Source organism: Acinetobacter sp. ABJ_C1_1, from assembly GCF_044684115.1.
Classification (GTDB): Bacteria; Pseudomonadota; Gammaproteobacteria; order Pseudomonadales; family Moraxellaceae; genus Acinetobacter; species Acinetobacter nosocomialis_A.
On sequence record NZ_JBITPU010000002.1, the window covers coordinates 326,216 to 345,385 of the forward strand.

The window sequence follows — 19,170 nt, forward strand, 5'->3', positions numbered from 1 at the left end:
CTGTTCTATTATTTCAGTTAGAATAATAGATCACTTGTAGCAAATTCAAAACTTCTCTATCTTTAACCCATAATTTGGCGCGTTGGATGCGTTTATGCTCACACATTTAACTTTAATCAATTTTGCATTAGCTGATCATTTAGCTATTGATATAGAACAAGGATTTAATGTTCTAACAGGTGAGACAGGTGCCGGAAAATCATTATTACTGGATGCACTTTCTGCCTGCTTAGGGGAACGTACAGATACAAATTATGTCCGCTATGGTTCGGACAAGGCGGATATCACCGCTGTTTTTACTTATCAGGACAATAGCCCAGAAGCAAAATGGCTACAAGATCATGAGCTTGATGATGACTCTGGGGAAATTCATTTACGTCGTGTTATTTTCGCAACTGGTCGTAGTAAAGCATGGGTCAATGGACGTCCGAGCAGCCTCTCTGAGCTTAAAGAATTAGGTCGTTTATTGGTTCAATTATATAGCCAGCACAGCCAACAACAGCTACTTGAACCACCTTATCCAAAGCATTGGTTAGACCGTTATAACAATTTTTATGTCGAAGCAAACGATGTTCGTGAGGCCTATAGCACGTGGCAACGCACAATTCGTTTACACCAAGCAGCTTTAGATGCTCAAGCAACCCGTCTACAACGTATTGCGACCTTAGAGCTACAAATCGAAGAGCTTGAAGAAGTCATTCAAACCGATTACAAAGAAATCGAGCAAGAGTTCGATCGCCTCAGTCATCATGAACATATCATGCAAGATTGTAGCTATAGCCTGAATGCGCTTGATGAAGCTGAGCAAAACATTACTCAAGAAATGTCATCGATCATTCGCCGTCTAGAATCTCATGCGGGGCGTAGTGAACAGCTTTCTGAAATTTATAATTCTTTACTCAATGCTCAAAGTGAAATTGATGATGCCACATCAAATTTACGTCAGTTTATTGATCGCCAAAGTTTTGATCCTGAACGAATGGAAGAACTGAACTCTAAGTTGGAAGTTTTCCATCGTCTAGCACGTAAATATCGTACTCAGCCAGAGACACTTAAAGAAGAATATGAAACTTGGCAAAATGAGCTTGAACAGTTACATCAACTTGAAGACCCAGAAACTCTTGCAGAACAAGTAGAAAAGTCACATCAAGAGTTCTTAGACAAAGCCCAGCATTTAGACAATATTCGTCGTGAAGCAGCTATCCCACTTGCCAAACAGTTAACCGAACAAGTAAAACCTTTAGCGCTACCTGAGGCTCACTTTGAGTTTAAGTTTGAACCATTAGAGCAACCAAGCTCAGAAGGTCTAAGCTTCATTCAACTTTTATTTACTGCCAATAAAGGCATACCACCACAACCATTGGCACGTGTGGCATCGGGTGGTGAGCTTTCACGTATTGCACTTGTTATGCAAGTGATGAATGCTGAAAAGACCGAGGCAGAAGTTTTGGTATTTGATGAAATTGATGTCGGGATTAGTGGTGGTACAGCTGAAGTGGTTGGTCGTTTACTTGCCGATTTAGCTCAGCATGTCCAACTGCTATGTATTACTCACCAAGCACAGGTCGCTGCACAATCTGACCAACATTTGTTAGTTAAAAAGCAGCAAACTGATCCGGCAAGCAGTACCATTGTACAACTCGATGAAAATCAGATTATTTCTGAGTTGGCACGTATGTCAGGCGGTGTTGAAATTAATGAAACAACCTTGCAGCATGCCAAACAATTACGTCAACTTAAATTTCAAGCTTCTTCAAATTAATAAAGAAAATGAGAGAAAAAGATTGGCGAAATCCGATTAACTCTTGTATGTTGATAAAAAGAACCTATATACATAAAAAGGGTCGAGAGACCCTATAGCGACATTTTTTGAGGGAGAACCGCTTAGGTGACCAAACAATATATGACTCACCGTTGTCTGATTGCCCCGCCAGAAATGGCAGATGACTTTTTTGCAAATACTGTAATTTATCTTGCCCGTCATGATGAAGAAGGTGCTCAAGGTATTATTATCAATCGCCCTGCTGGCATCCAAATTAAAGAACTACTCAATGATTTAGACATTGATGCAGACAATGTAAATCCGCATGAGGTTTTACAAGGTGGTCCTTTACGCCCAGAAGCTGGCTTTGTCCTTCATACTGGCCAACCAACATGGCACTCTTCGATTGCTGTGGGTGAAAATGTCTGTATTACTACCAGTAAAGATATTCTCGATGCAATCGCACATAACGAAGGTGTTGGTCGTTACCAAATCGCACTTGGTTATGCGAGTTGGGGTAAAAACCAGTTAGAAGATGAAATTGCTCGTGGTGACTGGCTCATCTGTGATGCCGACATGGATCTGATTTTTAACTTGCCGTACGATGATCGTTGGGATGCAGCCTATAAAAAAATTGGTGTAGATCGTACATGGCTGGCTTCTGAAATCGGGCACGCCTAATGACCGCAACGCAATCAAAATCAATTATGGCTTTTGACTTTGGCACTCAAAAGATGGGAATGGCGATTGGTCAGTCTGCAATTGAAAGTGCTAACCCATTACCACTTTTTGTGATGAAAGATGGTATTCCCAACTGGGACCAACTTTTAAAAATTGTGAAAGAGTGGCAGCCTGATTTATTTATTGTTGGTCTTCCATTGAATATGGATGATAGCGAGTCAGAACTTTCAACACGGGCACGTAAGTTTGCACGTCGCTTACGCCATCAAACCAATATTGAAACGTGGATGGTCGATGAACGACTCACCACTCGTGAGGCAAGAGAAGAGCTTGGCTTTTATCAAGAACAAGGTCGTGCCAAGAAGTTATCAGCCGATAGTTTTGCCGCGGCTTTGCTAATTCAGAGCTGGTATCGCAATCCTGTTGGTTTAACGCCATAAAATAAAAAAGCATGTTTCAAACATGCTTTTTTATTGAGTTTAAAAATTTAAGCTTTTTATTTTTCAATAATATGTACTGTAGCAGTACGGCCAGACACAAAAGCCAACTCATTTTTTGGTGCTTCGTCTAATACAATTTTTACAGGTACACGCTGCGCTAAACGAACCCAACTAAATGTCGGGTTTACATTTGCAAGCAGTTTCGAACTACTTGAACGCTCACGATCTTCAATACCCGATGCAATACCCTGCACATGGCCTTTAATTTTTTGTCTATCACCCATTAATTGCACAGTTGCTTCATCGCCAATATGAATACGGTCTAATTTTGTTTCTTCAAAATATCCCACAACATAAAGCTGCTTACGATCTAGCAATGCTGCAACCGCTTGTCCAACTTGAACATAATTACCCGGACGCAAATCAAAGTTAGATAATGTTCCATCTGCTGGCGCCACAACAGCCGCACGGTGCATATTGAGTTCTGCTAAATGTAAATTACTTGTTGCTGCTTCAACAAGTGCCTGTTGCTGTTTAATAGTCGCTTCAGCTTGTTGAATAGCAGCTTGGAGTTGCTCATGTTCCGCGTGTGATTGATCGCGAGTTGCAAAGACCTGATCTTGTTCTTGCTTAGAAATCGCACCATCCATTAAGTTTGAATAACGATTTGCGTTTTTCTCGGCTAACTTAATGTTAGTACTCGACTTAATCAAGTTTGCTTTGGCTTGGGCTAGACCCGCTTGTGCTTGAGCATAGGCCGCTTTTGCTTTTGCCAAATCAGATTTTGCTTGCTCTACATCTAAAGCTCGGCGAGAGACATCAATTTTAAAAAGCACCTGACCTTTTTTTACAGTCTGGTTATCTTGAACCAATACTTCCGTTACAAGGCCTGCTACATCTGAAGAGACCTGAATAACGTCACCACGAACTCGACCATCACGTGTCCACGGCGCTGCATTATAGTAGTTCCATAAATGCACAATGGTATAGACAGCAATCATTAATGCGACAATCAAAATCACTGGACGGATGACTTTTTTCAACTCCAATTGATTCATTTTACTCACCTAACTCAATCTTTAATCTGGCAATCATCTTTAAGCACCTAACCCAACAAAAATTTGGTGTATCACCAAAAGTAGTAAAAGGTAAAAACACAAATTGAAAATACTGGGTAATGCAATCCAGCCTTGTGCAATCCATTTGTTGGTTAAGGGACTTAACCAGCGAAAACATATATATGCAAAAATGGCTTGGACGAGCAAAGCAGGCACGTAAATACCGTAGACATTAAACTCACCCATGCGCTGTGGCTCCTGTAAACGTACGATCTGCATTCATTTGATTTGATGAAACATGACACATGCTATAAGCAATATTATTTAGTGAAATAAATAATCTTTGACGCAGAGTCATATCTTCAATATTTGAAGCAAGTTGTTTAAGTTCAAATAAGGTTTGGTGAATGTGCTGTACCAATACATCACTTTCACCTTTTTCATTTTCTTTAGCTCTAAATAGCTCATCTAAATCTTGTTGCAAACGGCCAATGTGATGGGCTAATTCCGAAGATATCGGAACTTGATTTGCTAGCTCTTGTAGTCGGCTTAAATCAATGATCGCACTTGATTCAACCAAAGCCTGTTGAATAGATTTTTTAATCTCTTCTGACTGAACCATTTTAGTATTTAAGACACCAACACGGTCTAACATCCCCCGTAAGTGAACTTTAAATTCAATACCATAAGGAATGTATATGGCTTGGCGCATCGCACGGTAATGTAAAGCCAAAATACGGTTTGCACTGGTATCGGGTGACATGGCACGCACAACATCAATAACGACTAATGACACCAATACGCCCATGACCATACCAAATGAGCTATCCAAATAAGACACTGCGTCCATGCTGTAAGCATTGTGCAAGTTCAGCCCCATCATGGTATTAATACCTAGCACCATCCCGACTGGCATGAGTGCCTGATTCGCCATCATGGAAACCGCAAACAAGAACATTGGTAATAAAACGAGTCCAAGTTCCCAAAACGTTGTGACATGAGGAAAAATACCAAACGCGTAAATAAAAACTAAAACCGCCGAGGCCACACTGCCCCATATAAAAATACGCAAGACAGGAACAGGGTTATCTAGGGCCGTTAAGATACAGGCAGTTACTGCACCGATCTGTGCCATCATGAACCCAGCTTTCCAGCCAGACAGAATCCACACGCCAGTCACAATAAATGTAATGAGTACCGCACTAATACCGCCTCTGACGGCTACGCCATGATCTCGGTGCAAACTTGGATATTTAGTTGTCATTGGGGTAATGTTATCTGGTATCTCTTTATTACCCTGCTTGATGCGTTGCCATAAAACTTTTACAGCTAGAACATTACTAATAAAGTGGCGGACATCCATTTTCATGGCAGCCAATAGCACTTGTTGATGTTCAGAAGCAGAGTCATTTAAGTTCAAAAAGTCATTTTCAAACTCGTCAGGTAACTGCAAAACATTTTCATCAGTCATCTGGTCTTTTTGTTCAAGAAAATGAATCACATGACCTGAAAGCTGTTTTAATTTGTCTGAATGACTTTCAATAAAATTAAGTTCTTGCAACTGTTTAATTCGTTCAGATAAGGCAACCAAATTTGCAACCACCATCGACATTTGATGGAGCATTTCTTGCAAAGGCTTGGTCATGCCATGCAACTCACCTTTTTCATAGCTCAAGTGAACTGCTAAAGCATGAATATCGGTGGTATCACGAGTAATCGCAGCCAAAAGCTGTGTATTGTTTTGCTGTTGATCTGCATTTAACAAATTTGCAAACAGATTCTCTGTATCTTTGAGTGTTTTGGTTACACGCTGCTTAATTGCCGAACCAATATGCATGGGCAAAATAGTTGCCGAAACTACAGCACTGGAAATCACACCAATTGAAATCTCAAGTACACGCGCCAAAGCGATATCAAAAATATTGTACTGATCAATATAAGTAATCGCGTTATACGCAATCATTGCAGTTGAATAACCCGCCAGCATAAATGCATAACTGCGAGGCGTCCGATCGAGTAAGGATACATAAAGCGCAAAGCCCACCCACAGTGATAACACCACCGTAAATATCCACGGCGTATTAATCAGATGAGGTGTTATTGTTAACGCAACAATGGCACCACCCACCGTCCCTAAAACACGATAGACACACTTAGACGACACCATACCCGAATAAGGGTTGGCGATAATCAGGACGGTACCAATCGACCACATTGGATTAATCAGGTCTAATTCAAACGAGACAAATAATGCCAACATGCCGGCAATAAATGTCTTTATTGCAAAAATTAGATCAAGCTTACTCGGGCGAAAAGCCAGTATTTGCTTTAATAACATGAACTCATCTCAAATACAGATTTGAACTGATGAGCATGCTCCTCAGTGTCCCCTTGCCTTTTAAAAAGACAACACGACTTTGTCATTTGCCTTATAGACAAATGAGTTAATGAGAGCATCCTTCAATACAATGATTTTTCCTACATCTCTGCATAATGTGCCGAGATGATTTCAGATTGACCGCTATTTATACGACCAAGCTTAGGAAAGGAGAGACATCGAAAAAGTCGGTAGAGTAAACCAATTTCTCGATTAGATATTTTGTTGCATAATTTTTTCAAATTAAAGTTATTTAGTCAACTAAAATATCTTAATTTGATAATTTGATATGTTTTTAGTTAATCATATATGATGTGCGAATCAAGAGAACTTTTCTGATTCTGAGCGTAAAATATTTAAATCAGGTAGTTATCTTGGAATTGAGACAAATCTTCAATTTTTCTGTTATAAGAACTCAAGTGTGACCCGTTTATTAAGGATACGAATAAGACATCATGGCAATTTCAAGTTTTGGCAAAATTTTAACCGTACTGGATTTATTTTCAGTTTCACGACCAGTGATTAATGTCGATATTATTTGCGAAGAACTTGGCTTGTCTAAACCGACTAGCTACCGTTATCTAAAAGAACTCGTATCAGCCGACTTATTAAAACGTATTAATGGTACTTCTGGCGATTACACTTTAGGCTCAAAAATAGCAGTTCTTGACTATGTATCAAGAACAACAGACCCATTGGTCCAAATCAGTACGCCGTTTATGCGCAACATTGTTGAACGCACTGAACTTTGCTGTTTACTCACCTATTTAAATGATGACTACTGTATTGATATTCATCATGAAATTTTTAAAGATACTGAATTACTTTCGTATGGCCGAGGCTGTCCACGCCCGATATATGTTGGGGCATCACCAAAAACAATGGTGTCACATTTAAGTAAACAGCGCATGCATGACTACTATGAACGTTTTAAACATGAACTGTCGCAGTCAGGGTTTGCTCTAGACGAACCAAGCTTTATTCAACGCATGCGTAAAATAAAGAAACAAGGCTTCTATTTCTCACAAGGTGAGATTGACCCTAATGTTTCAGGCCTTGCCGTACCCGTTCGTTTTTCGAGTAAAGAAGTTCCTTTAGCGTTAACGCTAGTGGCATCCAAGAACCGTTTTGACTTTTTAAATATTCAAAAACTGATTGAAATTTTGCAAGAAAATGCTGGATTGATTGAGCAGCGTTTTATGGAACTTTCAGAAAAAGGTGAGATCTAAAATAATATTTTTGATAATTTAAAGTTTTCTTACACTTTAGAGCATTGAAAATATCTAAATATTCTCATATTATGATTTTAGCACCTATTGATGATTCTTTTCATCAGCAGCTCATCAATAGAAGGCTCTCCCTCAGAGGAATAAGCTCATGCTGCCATCATGGGCTTTTTTCTTGCTTAATTTTTAGCAAAAACTTATGAAAACTTGAACTGACGAAAAGTCAGATTAATACGTGGCTGTAAAATTTTTGTCGAACGATTTAAACGGTGTTGCCAATATTGTTGAGTCTCACCGCGCATCACAATGAGTTGACCTGGCTGTAACCACATTTCAACTTTTTCTTTGCTTTGAATATGCCTAAAAGAGAACTTTCGCGTTGCTCCAAAACTTAAGGAAGCAATGGTGGTTGTTCTGGCTAAGGACACATCCGAGTCACTATGCCAAGCCATTCCTTGCGTTCCGTCTTCATAAAGATTGGCTAAGCAAGAATTAAATTTTTCTGAAAGTATCTGCTCTACTTGCTGTTTTAGCTTGGCAAGCCCTCTGTCCCACGGTAAAGAATCACGAAAAACACCAGAATATTTATATCGATAATGTTCGTCACCATACCAAGCGACTTTACGGGGAGTAATAAAATGCTTGCCGTATAACTTCGCTTCATCATGTCGCCACGCCAGATGTTGGTACAAATAATGAAAATATTGCTCGGCTTCTTCAGCACTTAAAATACATCCGTAGTCTTGAACTTCACCATCATACGGTAATAAATTTGTACAAGGTTCTGGAGAAAATAAATCTAGTGTCATGCAATCTCCCCTTGCTACTTAGCCATTTCTCAAGCTAACAATGCCATTTTACGCCCTTTTTGCCAATGATATTTATTAACCACACCAATTGCGAGAGTCACTCTATTCTGGCACTTTGCAATAAAAAAAGCCTTTATCAAGTAAAGGCTTTTTAGAATCTTATTTGGTTTTATGGCTGCTTTAGATATGGCCACGCGGCTTTTAAATAAATAAACATTGACCACAAAGTCAGAATGACTGCGGTATATAACAAAGCATAAGCCAACATTTCTAAAGGCTGCCAATTCAGCAGGAATACACTAATCGCAATCATTTGAAATGCGGTTTTATATTTACCTACAGTTGACACTGCTACACTGGTTCGCGCACCAAGTTCTGCCATCCACTCACGTAAAGCAGAAACAGTAATTTCCCGTGAAATAATAACAATTGCAGCAAAAGCCATCGCAATGGTAGGTTTCCACTGCACTAGAACAATAAGTGCAGCTGCGACCATCAGTTTATCTGCAACCGGGTCTAGGAATCGGCCAAATGCTGAAGTCTGGTTTAACGTTCGTGCTAGATAACCATCAAACCAATCGGTTACGGCAGCCAGCACAAAAATTGCAGTCAAGATAATATGACGAGTCATACTTCCTACGTGCTCACCAATACCTATTGCAGGCGGCCAATATGCAATCACCAAAAATACAGGAATAAGCGCGATACGCGCCAAAGTTAGGATATTTGGGATATTCAGGATTCGCCCTGTGGTCATAAACACCGCCAATTTAGTCTTCACGCATCTTTTAACAGACAAAGACACATACTTCAATATTGTATCTATCTGTAACAGTCACTTTATACGAAATAAGTGAATCGAGAAAGTAGATTGCTTAGGTAAATACCGTAACAGTTTGCCGCAAAATTGCAATTAAATGATCACTTTGGTCCCAAAGATATGCATATTCTGTGGAATAACCTTCACTCGCATGTTCTGTAACGACTTTATATTTAAACCAGTCAAGCAATTGATGCTGGACTGGGTTCACATAAGTAATATGCCACGTTAAAGAACTTGCAGGCGCAACTTGCTTAAACATGGGCAAAACACCCGGCGGCCAAATATCCATAAGAACAATCAAATCAGGCAATGTTAGTTGACGATTTTCATGTTGCTCTGGTGAGAACCTTGACCAGCCACCAAAGTCCGGATGCTCACTTGCTGTCACTGGATAATTACCCTCAGCCCAACACACTTCGAAATGCTGAAAGCATTCAGGCATATGTTTGGCAAAAGGAATAACAGATAAATTTTCAGGCTGCACATATACAGGAGCAACGGGTTCTTGTTTTACCTCAATACTCGATACACGAGGTGCCCCAAAACTTGCGACCAAAATGGTTTGTACTGCACCATCTTGCCATAAACGTGTCTCAAGCGTAGTGACTGACTTCCCTTCTCTTAAAATTTCAATAGTCAATCGGGCAGAACCTTGCTGTACAGGGCCCACAAAAGTAACACTACAACTTAATAATCTTTTATTTGAATCTTGAATGTGGGAGCATGCTTTTTGCATTAATAACCCAGCAACAAGGCCGCCAAAAACCGTTCGACCCTGTAACCACCCTGCGGGTATATCAATCCATTCATTTTGTTTTACATCTTCAAATAGCTGTAATAATGACATGCATATCCCTAAGTCATGTGCGTGATTAGGAAGTATCTTTCATTATTTTGACCATCATGTGAATGATCATTCAGCTATTAATTTACGAGCGCTTTTGTCACTCAAATTTTAAATACGTGGCTACTCATGCAAAATTTTATAAATCGTTCTTGCCATCACTTCACCTAATCCCGGTACCACAGTCAACTCTTTTTCCGATGCTTTTAACACACCTTGAATCCCACCAAAATGTGTTAATAAATCTCGACGGCGTTTTGGTCCTAAACCCGGAATTGCCTCTAAAACTGAGGTACTACGGCGTTTATCACGCTTAGCTCGGTGTTTGGTAATGGCAAAACGGTGAGCTTCATCACGTACCTGTTGAATTAAATGTAGCGCTTTATGATCTTCGGGTAACTGGATTTTTGTACCGTCAGTAAAATGAAGCGTTTCAAGTCCTGGTTTACGTCCTTCACCCTTTGATACACCAATCATGAAAGCGTCAAGCCCAAGCTCTTGCATCACTTCCATGGCCATATGAAGTTGACCTTTACCACCATCAATTAAAAGCAAGTCAGGCAGCATCGCCTTTTTATAGCGACGCGTTAAAGCTTGTCGCATCGCAGCATAATCATCGCCCGCGGTAATATCTTGAATGGCAAATTGTCGGTAGTCCCGTTTACGTGCACCGCCTTGGTCGAACACTACGCATGATGCGATCGGCGCTTCGCCCATGGTATGACTAATATCAAAACATTCGATACGATCAACTGGACGGCCAACCACCTGCTCAAGCTGGTGGAAACGCTCATTGAGCTCTAAGTGGTTACTCAACTGCCCTTTAATCGCATGTTGAACATTCATTTCGGCAAGTTCTAACCATTCAGCACGTGTTTCTCGTACACTGCTCTTAATCTGGACTTTCTTTCCAAACTGCTGTGCTAAGGCTTCTTCCAACTCTTTACGGTCAGGTAAGGCAGTATTTACAATCAGTTCGCTTGGTACTTCATCGGCAACCTGAAAGTAAAAGTTTGCCATAAAGTCACTTAGCATTTGACCAAGGTCATCGCCTAACATGTCAGGGAAATAGCTTTTACCGCCTAGCATACGTCCATTACGTACATGCATAATCTGCACACATGTCACGCCAGCCTGATAGGCAATTGCCAAAATATCAGCTTCACCTTTCACTTTGAAAACAGCTTGTTGTGCCTGTACTTCACGGAGTAAAGATAATCGATCCCGGTAAAAAACAGCTTTTTCAAATTCAAGATCTGCCGCTGCCTGCTCCATTTTCGCAATCAGCTCTTGATTTAATTCTTTGGTATCACCTTGTAAGAAACGAATACTGTTATTCACATCTTCTTTGTAATCTTCTGCTGAAACCAAGCCTACACACGGAGCCGAGCAACGCTTTATTTGATATTGCAAACATGGACGTTTACGCTGTGAGAAGTAACTATTTTCACACTGACGAACATTAAAAAGTTTTTGTAAAACCAGTAAGGTATCTCGGGCACTATAAGCACTTGGATAAGGCCCAAAGAATTTACCAATTTGGTGCTTACCTTTGCCACGCCCACTGGCAATGCGCGGATAAGGTTTATCTGCTGATACAAAGATATAGACGTATGACTTGTCGTCTCGCAGCATGATGTTATAAGGCGGACGATGTTGTTTAATTAAGTTTTGTTCTAAAAGCAGCGCTTCAGTTTCTGAACGCGTAACGAGCGTTTCAATATCATAAATTCGTGCAACTAAGGCCTGAGTTTTCGGGTGCTCAATGGTTTTAACAAAATAACTCGATACCCGATTTTTTAGGTTTTTCGCTTTGCCCACATATAACAACTCACCATCTTTCCCTAGCATTTTATAAACGCCTGGAAGCTGGGTCATATGGGCTAAAATTTTTTCAATATGAGGACGAGCGTTTTGATTCACTATTGGCATGCACGGCTTTAATACTGAATACCTAATGTGATGTTTTCATCCTTACTTTTCAAGTGCTTTACTGTGCCAGAACCTAAATTTGACAAGGGATGACAAAGTAGACCGACAAAATGTGTCGTACATCTTTAAGAATCGAGACGATAGTAACTATATTTCACGTCTTTTTCTTTATACACCGCATAGGTTTTTTGACGAAAATCTGAGAACCAGCCATTGCCCGTATAGCCAGCAATATGTCCGTAGGTATGACCACTGGTACGTTCAATAATATAAATATCGCCTTCTTGAGGACGATTGAATGCTGGTTTGATTTTCTTATAGCCGTTCTTTTCTAGAGTATGCCCCCAGTCAGATGCAGCTACTGGATGCTTTGAAACATCTGCACCTGCAGCCTGTAAAGCAATACGGATATTCTTGGCGCATTTTTCTTTACTATGTTTTGCTGACATGCTTTCAAGTTTGCTTGAGAACTTATGCAGATCGATATTTTGGTCTTCTACTTTATGTCTTTTAGAAGTTGATCGGCTATGCTTTTTAGTCTCAGCCGAAGCTTTGTTTAACATCGCTTTCGTTTTTAAGTCACCCTGAGAACTTTCTTCTTTTCTCAATTTAATGTGGTGAACATGTGCATGAGCTACGTGATGAGCATGAGCCATTTTGAAACCTACTTCCGCTAACCAGTCTTCGAAAAAACGGAGCAATTGTAGAATCAAAATTATGCGTTGGCTTTTAATAGTTGTAACAAATTGCCAGCACTGTGAAATGAGTCACAAAAACAATTTATCGAATTTATTCTATAAAAAAATCTCTTTCGAGCTTACTAAAGATTGGTCAATCCCATCTATTTCAACACGATTGACCAGCGCTTATGGAGAATTTCAGATTAATTTAAATTATTTAAATAAACTGTTCGCTCTGCAGTTTTTTGAATAAAGCACTGTGTATATTGCATCTCCTGATTTTGCTTACGCATATCAGCAGTCCAATAATCGGATTGCTTTTGGTAAGTTTCTAAGTCCTTTTCGGGAATTTCTTCCACACTTTTTTGTGCCAGTACTTTACATTCAACATCACGTTTTTTAAACCAATCCGATTGATCTTGTTTAAATTGAGTTTTTTTCTCAGCGCTCAATTTATCCCAAGTCTGATTTAAGCGTTCCACTTGCTTCACTTTGTCGCTATCCAATTCTTTTTTACGAACATCCATGGCTTCTTGAGCCAAAGCAGTCTGCTCTTCATTATTTTGTTCAGATATTTGTCGATTTTCTTCAATATTTTCGTCAATCAACTCATTTTCTTTAACATAAGCAGCATATTGCACAGCTTTAGTAGCAACAAAAACCAATCCTTCAATCACAGTGTTTTGACTTGGCAAGTCAAACACCAACCCCTCTTTATCTGTTTTTGTAATGTTATAGAAAAATTCACCTTTCAATTGGTCATTTTCAAGAGTCAAAGATGATTCATTATCCGAAAAATAGTCATTAAGCGTTTGCGATTCTTCATTAGAGTGACGCAGTTCTTCAACATATGCTTTTTCCGCACGTTTTTGTAAACCTTTAGGAAATGAAACAACTAACTGGCTTTCACAGCTGAGTTGTGTATTTTTTTGGCTTTCATCTTCTAACGGTAAAGTGCGAATATTTTTAATTTCAAACTTCAAACCTTGATTAATTTTATTAAGAATATCAGCATCAACCTGATATTGACTTTGTCTTAAGCTACGTTCGATTTGCTTCAAATATTCTTTTTTCAAAGAGGTTTGAATCTGATTTAAATTGTCAGGATGCGTACAGCTCCAATCCGAAATTGCCTCAACTTTTTCTGTTTTTGATTTTGGCTCTGGCTTAGATTTACCACATCCAGTTAATATTACTGCTGCACTGAATGTAGTTATTACTAAAGCTTGTTTCATCACCGTATTCATTTATATTCCACGCAAATTTTTAAAATTTATTAAGTACAAGAAAGGCATATATTTACCAGTCGCATTATCATCCCAATAATTAATATAAAATTCACCTAAAATTTTAAATAAAATACTCCCCACGCTAATAATCATCGTTTTAAATGCATAAAAATAAATCTAAATTATTTAAATAATCACAATAAAAAAACGCCCTTTCGGGCGTTTTAATTAAAATACATATGGTCGTACAAAAATCAGGAAGAAAATTCCAAGCATGAGGAACCATTTTAAGAAGTAATATAATTTACGGTTTTTAGCTTTTAATGCTTTGGCTTTAATACGAATTTGGTACACATAACCAAAAGCTTTATTTAAACCGCCAGTTTGGTCACCTGTTTCATTCGGTGAACTTGCTGCAGTCATCACATTACGGCCAAACCAATGATTAAAACGTTCCATCCATTTCACTTTCATCGGACGCTCAACGTCCGCGAAGAAAATGATACGGTTTTGATCGGTCTTATTTTCAGCATAGTGAATATACGTTTCATCAAACACAACGCTTTGACCGTCACGCCAAGAGTATCTTTCACCATCAACGTCAATAAAACAGCGATCATCATTTGGTGTAATTAAACCCAAGTGATAACGAAGTGAACCTGCATACGGGTCACGGTGTCTAACCAAACGGCTGTCAGGAGCAAGTTCGGTAAACATTGCCGCTTTAATGGTTGGTAATGTTTTAAGTAAAGCAGTCGTTTTTGGGCAAAGCTCAGCAGCCGAAGGATGGCTTGACTCGTACCATTTCAGGTAAAAACGTTTCCATCCTGTTTTAAAGAAAGAGTTGAAACCTAAGTCGTTATAGGTACTCGAAGCTTTAATCCCGCCTTGGTCATATAAAGCTTTCGCTTCATCTCGAATCATTTCCCAATTTTCATCTAACACTTTTAAATCTTTAAAGTGTTGAGTATCGATATAAGGCTGATTCGGTACCTTTGAAAAGATGTACATTAAAAAGTTAATCGGTGCGAGCAAGGTTGAATGGTCAAAAAATTGACGATAAAACGAGTGACGCACTTTGCCGCGATGTTGGATATACAATGCAGATATTACAAAAATCGCTAATACGATCCACTTAATCATATTGCTACTCTTTCAAAAGTTTAGGGCAACATTACCTTAATTTTCGAAGGTAATAGTAACCAGAAGAATATTTAACTGGCGCAAATTTTAACAAAATTGACTTATAAAAAGCGAATGCAAAAAATTAAAGAACCTATTTAGGTGTATCAACCCCTTAAAAATATAAAACATAACTTATTTTTTATAGGTATAAATAACCCAAGTTTAGTGAATTTATAGCTCAGTTTTTTAAGCAGTATTACTAGGCAATTGACTTTTTTGACAAGAAATCAATTTTTTATAAATGCCATTTTTTATATAGAAAATTCACGACTAAAGTCTCTCATAAATAAAAACTTAAACTAAAACAAAAGCCTTTATACGCTCTCTATGTATATGATTTTCTTTATGCATTTAAGTGGTATGAATTCAATAAAAAATAAGATGACCCTTGCGTCACGGCTTGATACAACTTGTCGGGTTCTTTTTAGATATAGTTATCGTAAGATTAGCGAAGCATAAATGTGTACCGGAGCTGTACACACGCTTCATAACATCAACTTAGAAGTCCTCCAAAACTAAGGAGATCAGGCATGATCCACGCTGGCAATGCCATTACCGTCCAAATGCTTGCGGACGGAATTGCAGAATTCCGCTTTGACTTACAAGGTGAGTCGGTCAATAAATTTAACCGTGCAACAATTGAAGATTTCAAAGCTGCTATCGCGGCTGTAAAAGCCAATAACGATATTAAAGGCTTAGTTGTAACTTCTGGTAAATCTACATTTATTGTTGGTGCAGATATTACTGAATTTGGTGAAAACTTCGCACAAGGCGAAAAAGCGATTGTTGACTGGCTTATGCCTGTTCACGAAATCTTCAATAGCTTTGAAGATTTAGACCTTCCAAAAGTTGCTGCTATTAATGGCATGGCTTTGGGTGGCGGTTTTGAAATGTGTTTAGTTTGTGACTATCGCGTGATGTCAGAAGCTGCACAAGTGGGCTTACCAGAAATCAAACTTGGTATTTATCCTGGTTTCGGTGGTAGTGTTCGTTTAAGCCGAGTTATTGGTATCGATAACGCGGTTGAATGGATGGCAATGGCTGCTCCTAAAAAACCGGCTGCTGCGCTTAAAGATGGTGCTGTAGATGCGGTTGTCGCTGCGGACAAATTACTTGATGCTGCAACTGACTTGGTTAAGCAAGCGATTTCTGGTCGTTTAAACTGGAAAGCAAAACGCCAAGAAAAACTTGACGCTGTAAAATTGAACCCGCTTGAACAAATGATGGCGTTCAACACAGCAAAAGGTGCTGTACTTGCTAAAGCAAACCCAGCTCAATACCCTGCTCCAAAATTATTACTTGATTCATTACAAGCGGGTGCAAGCCTTGCACGTGATGAAGCTTTAAAAGTTGAAGCTGAAGGCTTTGCTAAAGCAGCAATTACTCCACAAGCTGGTGCATTGATTGGTTTATTCATCAATGACCAAGTTGTGAAAAAAGCATCTAAACAACATGAAAAAGGTGCTCACCCTGTAAACCAAGCAGCTGTACTTGGCGCTGGTATTATGGGTGGTGGTATTGCTTACCAAGCGGCAAGCAAAGGCACACCAATTATCATGAAGGATATTGGTAACCCACAACTTGCACTAGGTATGTCAGAAGCAAACAGCTTGTTAACTAAACAAGTTGAACGCAAGAAAATGAAACCTGCGCAAATGGGTGAAACACTTGCTCGTATCCGTCCTACTTTAAGCTACGATGAGTTTAAAGAAGTTGATATCGTGATCGAAGCGGTAACTGAAAATCCAAAAGTTAAAGAAATCGTACTTGCAGAAACTGAGAAAAATGTTCGTGAAAACACGATCATTGCTTCTAACACTTCTACAATTTCAATTACACGTTTAGCAAAAGCATTACAACGTCCTGAAAACTTCGTTGGTATGCACTTCTTCAACCCAGTTCACATGATGCCGCTTGTAGAAGTTATTCGTGGTGAAAAAACTTCTGAAGAAGCAATTGCAACAACAGTCGTTCTTGCTCAAAAAATGGGTAAAACACCAATCGTTGTAAACGACTGTCCAGGGTTCTTAGTTAACCGTGTATTGTTCCCTTACTTCGGCGCATTTGACCTTCTTGTAAAAGACGGCGCAGATTTCCAGCAAATTGACAATGTAATGTCTAAGTTTGGTTGGCCAATGGGTCCTGCTTATCTCATCGACGTTGTAGGTATCGACACAGGTGTACATGGTGCTGAAGTCATGGCGGAAGGTTTCCCTGACCGTATGAAGCCAGACTACAAAGGCGCAATCCAAGCAATGTATGAAGCGAAGCGTCTTGGTCAAAAGAATGACGTAGGTTTCTACAAATACGAACTCGACAAGAAAGGCAAGAAAGCAAAAACTGTTGATCCAACAGCGTATGAAGTGATTGCTCCGTTCGTCACTGGCGAAAAACGCGAATTTGATAACCAAGAAATCATTGACCGTATGATGCTTGCTTTCTGTAACGAAACAGTTCGTTGCTTAGAAGACAAGATTGTAGCAACTGCATCTGAAGCAGACATGGCAATGATTATGGGTGTAGGTTTCCCTCCATTCCGTGGTGGCCCATGCCGTTACATCGACCAAACAGGTGTTGCTGAATACGTTGCGCTTTGCGATAAATATGCACACTTAGGTAAGGCTTATGAAGCGCCGCAAATGTTGCGCGACATGGCTGCTAACAACAAAAAATTCTACGGTTAAGGAGCGACGTGAATGGCTACTTTAAATCCACGTGACGTTGTGATTGTTGATGGCGTTCGTTCTGCCATGGGCAAATCTAAAAACGGTATGTTCCGTAATGTACGTGCCGACAGTTTATCTGCTGAACTTGTACGTGCGCTCGTTGCCCGTAACCAGTTTGATGTAAATGAAGTTGAAGATCTAATCTGGGGCTGTGTAAACCAGACTCTAGAACAAGGTATGAACATTGGCCGTAACATCGGTTTATTGGCTGACTTGCCTAAAACTGTTGCTGGTCAAACAGTGAACCGTCTTTGTGGTTCATCTATGCAAGCGCTTCATACTGCTGCTGCACAAATTGCGACTAACCAAGGTGACATCTTCATTATTGGTGGTGTAGAGCATATGGGCCACGTAGGTATGATGCACGGCATCGACCTTAACCCAGAAGCATCTAAACACTATGCAAAAGCATCTAACATGATGGGCTTAACTGCTGAAATGTTAGGTCGTATGAACGGCATTACTCGTGAAGAACAAGATGCCTTCGGTGTTGAATCTCACCGCCGTGCTTGGGCTGCAACTCAAGAAGGTCGTTTCAAAAATGAAATCGTTGGTGTTGAAGGCCACGATGCAAATGGCTTTAAAATCCTTTGTGACATCGACGAAGTTATTCGTCCAGATGCAAACCTTGAAGCGTTCAAAGCATTAAAACCTGTGTTTGACCCTAAAGGTGGTTCAGTAACAGCAGCAACTTCTTCTGCTCTTTCTGACGGTGCTTCTGCAATGTTGCTTATGTCTGCTGAGCGTGCACAAGCATTAGGTTTAAAACCACGTGCTGTCATTCGCTCTATGGCAGTTGCAGGTTGTGATGCAGCAATCATGGGTTACGGTCCAGTTCCAGCAACTCAAAAAGCGCTTAAACGTGCTGGTTTAACGATGGCTGATATTCAAACTATCGAATTAAACGAAGCATTTGCTGCTCAAGGCTTATCAGTAATGAAAGGCTTAGGCGTTTATGACAAGCAAGACATCATTAACTTAAATGGTGGTGCGATTGCTTTGGGTCACCCACTAGGCTGTTCTGGTGCGCGTATCACCACTACGTTGTTAAACGTAATGGAACAACAAGATACTCAAATTGGTCTTGCGACTATGTGTATTGGCCTTGGTCAAGGTATTGCAACGATTATCGAACGTGTTTAATTAACACCAAGATAAAAAAATCCCCGCTCAATGCGGGGATTTTTTTTATCTTCTAAAATATTTAGTAAATTTATATTTCTTAATAAGTAAGTCAAGATCCTTTAACAATTCATTAATACTTTCCAAATATTCATTTTTAGTTACACTATTATAAGCTTCTAATCGATTATCAAATAAAAAAGTTGCTAAATTATCTACATCCAATAAATATATTTTTTTATTAACTTGGTAAGGATTAATTATACATTTATGGCT

General features: G+C 39.5%; 17 protein-coding genes and 1 pseudogene. 6 read left to right on the forward strand and 12 right to left on the reverse strand.

What is annotated here, in order from left to right; all coding sequences use genetic code 11:
* The first annotated feature begins 94 nt into the window (after positions 1–94).
* From recN to ruvX, 3 genes are all read left to right on the forward strand, one after another.
* Positions 95–1,762 carry a DNA repair protein RecN gene (gene recN, locus ACG59Z_RS05680; protein ID WP_311070295.1) on the forward strand — a complete coding sequence of 556 codons (1,668 nt, stop codon included), beginning with the start codon at positions 95–97 and terminating at the stop codon, positions 1,760–1,762.
* Positions 1,763–1,888: 126 nt separating this feature from the next.
* Entirely contained in the window at positions 1,889–2,443 is a 555-nt protein-coding gene (locus tag ACG59Z_RS05685; protein ID WP_001979301.1) for a YqgE/AlgH family protein, read from the forward strand.
* A complete protein-coding gene (ruvX, locus tag ACG59Z_RS05690) occupies positions 2,443–2,883 on the forward strand; it encodes a Holliday junction resolvase RuvX (RefSeq protein WP_000127528.1) in 441 nt (146 codons plus the stop codon). The genes ACG59Z_RS05685 and ruvX overlap by 1 nt, the downstream gene beginning before the upstream one ends.
* Positions 2,884–2,939: 56 nt before the next feature.
* Here the strand turns inward: ruvX and ACG59Z_RS05695 are convergent, their stop codons facing one another.
* The 3 genes from ACG59Z_RS05695 to ACG59Z_RS05705 are packed head-to-tail and all read right to left on the reverse strand — an operon-like array spanning position 2,940 to position 6,279.
* Positions 2,940–3,941, reverse strand: coding sequence for an HlyD family secretion protein (locus ACG59Z_RS05695; protein ID WP_001072475.1), 1,002 nt, complete (start codon positions 3,939–3,941; stop codon positions 2,940–2,942).
* A gap of 39 nt (positions 3,942–3,980) precedes the next feature.
* Positions 3,981–4,187, reverse strand: a complete 207-nt coding sequence (locus tag ACG59Z_RS05700; RefSeq protein ID WP_000503613.1) for a DUF1656 domain-containing protein — start codon at positions 4,185–4,187, stop codon at positions 3,981–3,983.
* A complete protein-coding gene (locus tag ACG59Z_RS05705) occupies positions 4,180–6,279 on the reverse strand; it encodes an FUSC family protein (RefSeq protein ID WP_400198305.1) in 2,100 nt (699 codons plus the stop codon). The genes ACG59Z_RS05700 and ACG59Z_RS05705 overlap by 8 nt, the downstream gene beginning before the upstream one ends.
* Before the next feature lie 494 nt (positions 6,280–6,773).
* Here ACG59Z_RS05705 and ACG59Z_RS05710 point away from each other — a divergent pair, with 494 nt between their 5' ends.
* On the forward strand, positions 6,774–7,547 hold the full coding sequence (locus ACG59Z_RS05710; RefSeq protein ID WP_263612792.1) for an IclR family transcriptional regulator C-terminal domain-containing protein: 774 nt from the start codon (positions 6,774–6,776) through the stop codon (positions 7,545–7,547).
* 194 nt (positions 7,548–7,741) lie between these two features.
* Here ACG59Z_RS05710 and ACG59Z_RS05715 read toward each other — a convergent pair whose 3' ends face one another.
* The 8 genes and pseudogenes from ACG59Z_RS05715 to lpxO form a co-directional block, all read right to left on the reverse strand.
* Positions 7,742–8,353: an alpha-ketoglutarate-dependent dioxygenase AlkB family protein gene (locus ACG59Z_RS05715; protein ID WP_400198307.1), complete on the reverse strand. Its 612-nt coding sequence runs from the start codon at positions 8,351–8,353 to the stop codon at positions 7,742–7,744.
* 169 nt (positions 8,354–8,522) lie between these two features.
* Complete coding sequence (gene pgsA / locus ACG59Z_RS05720; RefSeq protein ID WP_002156973.1) at positions 8,523–9,110, reverse strand: CDP-diacylglycerol--glycerol-3-phosphate 3-phosphatidyltransferase; 588 nt, start codon at positions 9,108–9,110, stop codon at positions 8,523–8,525.
* 118 nt (positions 9,111–9,228) lie between these two features.
* Entirely contained in the window at positions 9,229–10,023 is a 795-nt protein-coding gene (locus ACG59Z_RS05725; RefSeq protein ID WP_400198310.1) for a thioesterase family protein, read from the reverse strand.
* A 120-nt stretch (positions 10,024–10,143) separates the two neighbouring features.
* Complete coding sequence (gene uvrC / locus ACG59Z_RS05730) at positions 10,144–11,943, reverse strand: excinuclease ABC subunit UvrC (protein WP_400198331.1); 1,800 nt, start codon at positions 11,941–11,943, stop codon at positions 10,144–10,146.
* A 134-nt stretch (positions 11,944–12,077) separates the two neighbouring features.
* Complete coding sequence (locus tag ACG59Z_RS05735; protein ID WP_077162870.1) at positions 12,078–12,608, reverse strand: CHAP domain-containing protein; 531 nt, start codon at positions 12,606–12,608, stop codon at positions 12,078–12,080.
* 227 nt (positions 12,609–12,835) lie between these two features.
* A complete protein-coding gene (locus tag ACG59Z_RS05740; RefSeq protein WP_396462679.1) occupies positions 12,836–13,879 on the reverse strand; it encodes a DUF1311 domain-containing protein in 1,044 nt (347 codons plus the stop codon).
* Positions 13,876–14,002 (reverse strand): annotated as a pseudogene (locus ACG59Z_RS05745) (hypothetical protein). Before ACG59Z_RS05745 ends, ACG59Z_RS05740 begins: the two are co-directional and overlap by 4 nt.
* 87 nt (positions 14,003–14,089) lie before the next feature.
* Positions 14,090–15,004, reverse strand: coding sequence for a lipid A hydroxylase LpxO (gene lpxO, locus ACG59Z_RS05750; RefSeq protein WP_004699120.1), 915 nt, complete (start codon positions 15,002–15,004; stop codon positions 14,090–14,092).
* 572 nt (positions 15,005–15,576) lie between these two features.
* Between lpxO and fadB the strand changes: the two genes are divergently transcribed.
* Both fadB and fadA read left to right on the forward strand, forming a co-directional pair.
* A complete protein-coding gene (gene fadB, locus ACG59Z_RS05755) occupies positions 15,577–17,730 on the forward strand; it encodes a fatty acid oxidation complex subunit alpha FadB (protein WP_311070300.1) in 2,154 nt (717 codons plus the stop codon).
* Between the two features lie 12 nt (positions 17,731–17,742).
* Positions 17,743–18,915 (forward strand): acetyl-CoA C-acyltransferase FadA, encoded by a 1,173-nt coding sequence (gene fadA / locus ACG59Z_RS05760; RefSeq protein ID WP_335864134.1) that lies wholly within the window; start codon positions 17,743–17,745, stop codon positions 18,913–18,915.
* A 45-nt stretch (positions 18,916–18,960) separates the two neighbouring features.
* Here fadA and ACG59Z_RS05765 read toward each other — a convergent pair.
* Positions 18,961–19,170 (reverse strand): hypothetical protein (locus ACG59Z_RS05765; RefSeq protein WP_400198313.1); only part of this gene is annotated, 210 nt, incomplete at its 5' end.

Bases quoted from the DNA above. Each gene is read 5' to 3' on its own strand.
- ACG59Z_RS05740 (WP_396462679.1), bottom strand. From the start codon at position 13,879: ATGAATACGGTGATGAAACAAGCTTTAGTAATAACTACATTCAGTGCA.
- pgsA (WP_002156973.1), bottom strand. From the start codon at position 9,110: ATGACCACAGGGCGAATCCTGAATATCCCAAATATCCTAACTTTGGCG.
- ruvX (WP_000127528.1), top strand. From the start codon at position 2,443: ATGACCGCAACGCAATCAAAATCAATTATGGCTTTTGACTTTGGCACT.
- ACG59Z_RS05710 (WP_263612792.1), top strand. From the start codon at position 6,774: ATGGCAATTTCAAGTTTTGGCAAAATTTTAACCGTACTGGATTTATTT.
- ACG59Z_RS05700 (WP_000503613.1), bottom strand. From the start codon at position 4,187: ATGGGTGAGTTTAATGTCTACGGTATTTACGTGCCTGCTTTGCTCGTC.
- fadA (WP_335864134.1), top strand. From the start codon at position 17,743: ATGGCTACTTTAAATCCACGTGACGTTGTGATTGTTGATGGCGTTCGT.
- ACG59Z_RS05705 (WP_400198305.1), bottom strand. From the start codon at position 6,279: ATGTTATTAAAGCAAATACTGGCTTTTCGCCCGAGTAAGCTTGATCTA.
- ACG59Z_RS05695 (WP_001072475.1), bottom strand. From the start codon at position 3,941: ATGAATCAATTGGAGTTGAAAAAAGTCATCCGTCCAGTGATTTTGATT.
- fadB (WP_311070300.1), top strand. From the start codon at position 15,577: ATGATCCACGCTGGCAATGCCATTACCGTCCAAATGCTTGCGGACGGA.
- ACG59Z_RS05725 (WP_400198310.1), bottom strand. From the start codon at position 10,023: ATGTCATTATTACAGCTATTTGAAGATGTAAAACAAAATGAATGGATT.
- recN (WP_311070295.1), top strand. From the start codon at position 95: ATGCTCACACATTTAACTTTAATCAATTTTGCATTAGCTGATCATTTA.
- lpxO (WP_004699120.1), bottom strand. From the start codon at position 15,004: ATGATTAAGTGGATCGTATTAGCGATTTTTGTAATATCTGCATTGTAT.
- ACG59Z_RS05735 (WP_077162870.1), bottom strand. From the start codon at position 12,608: ATGGCTCATGCTCATCACGTAGCTCATGCACATGTTCACCACATTAAA.
- ACG59Z_RS05715 (WP_400198307.1), bottom strand. From the start codon at position 8,353: ATGACACTAGATTTATTTTCTCCAGAACCTTGTACAAATTTATTACCG.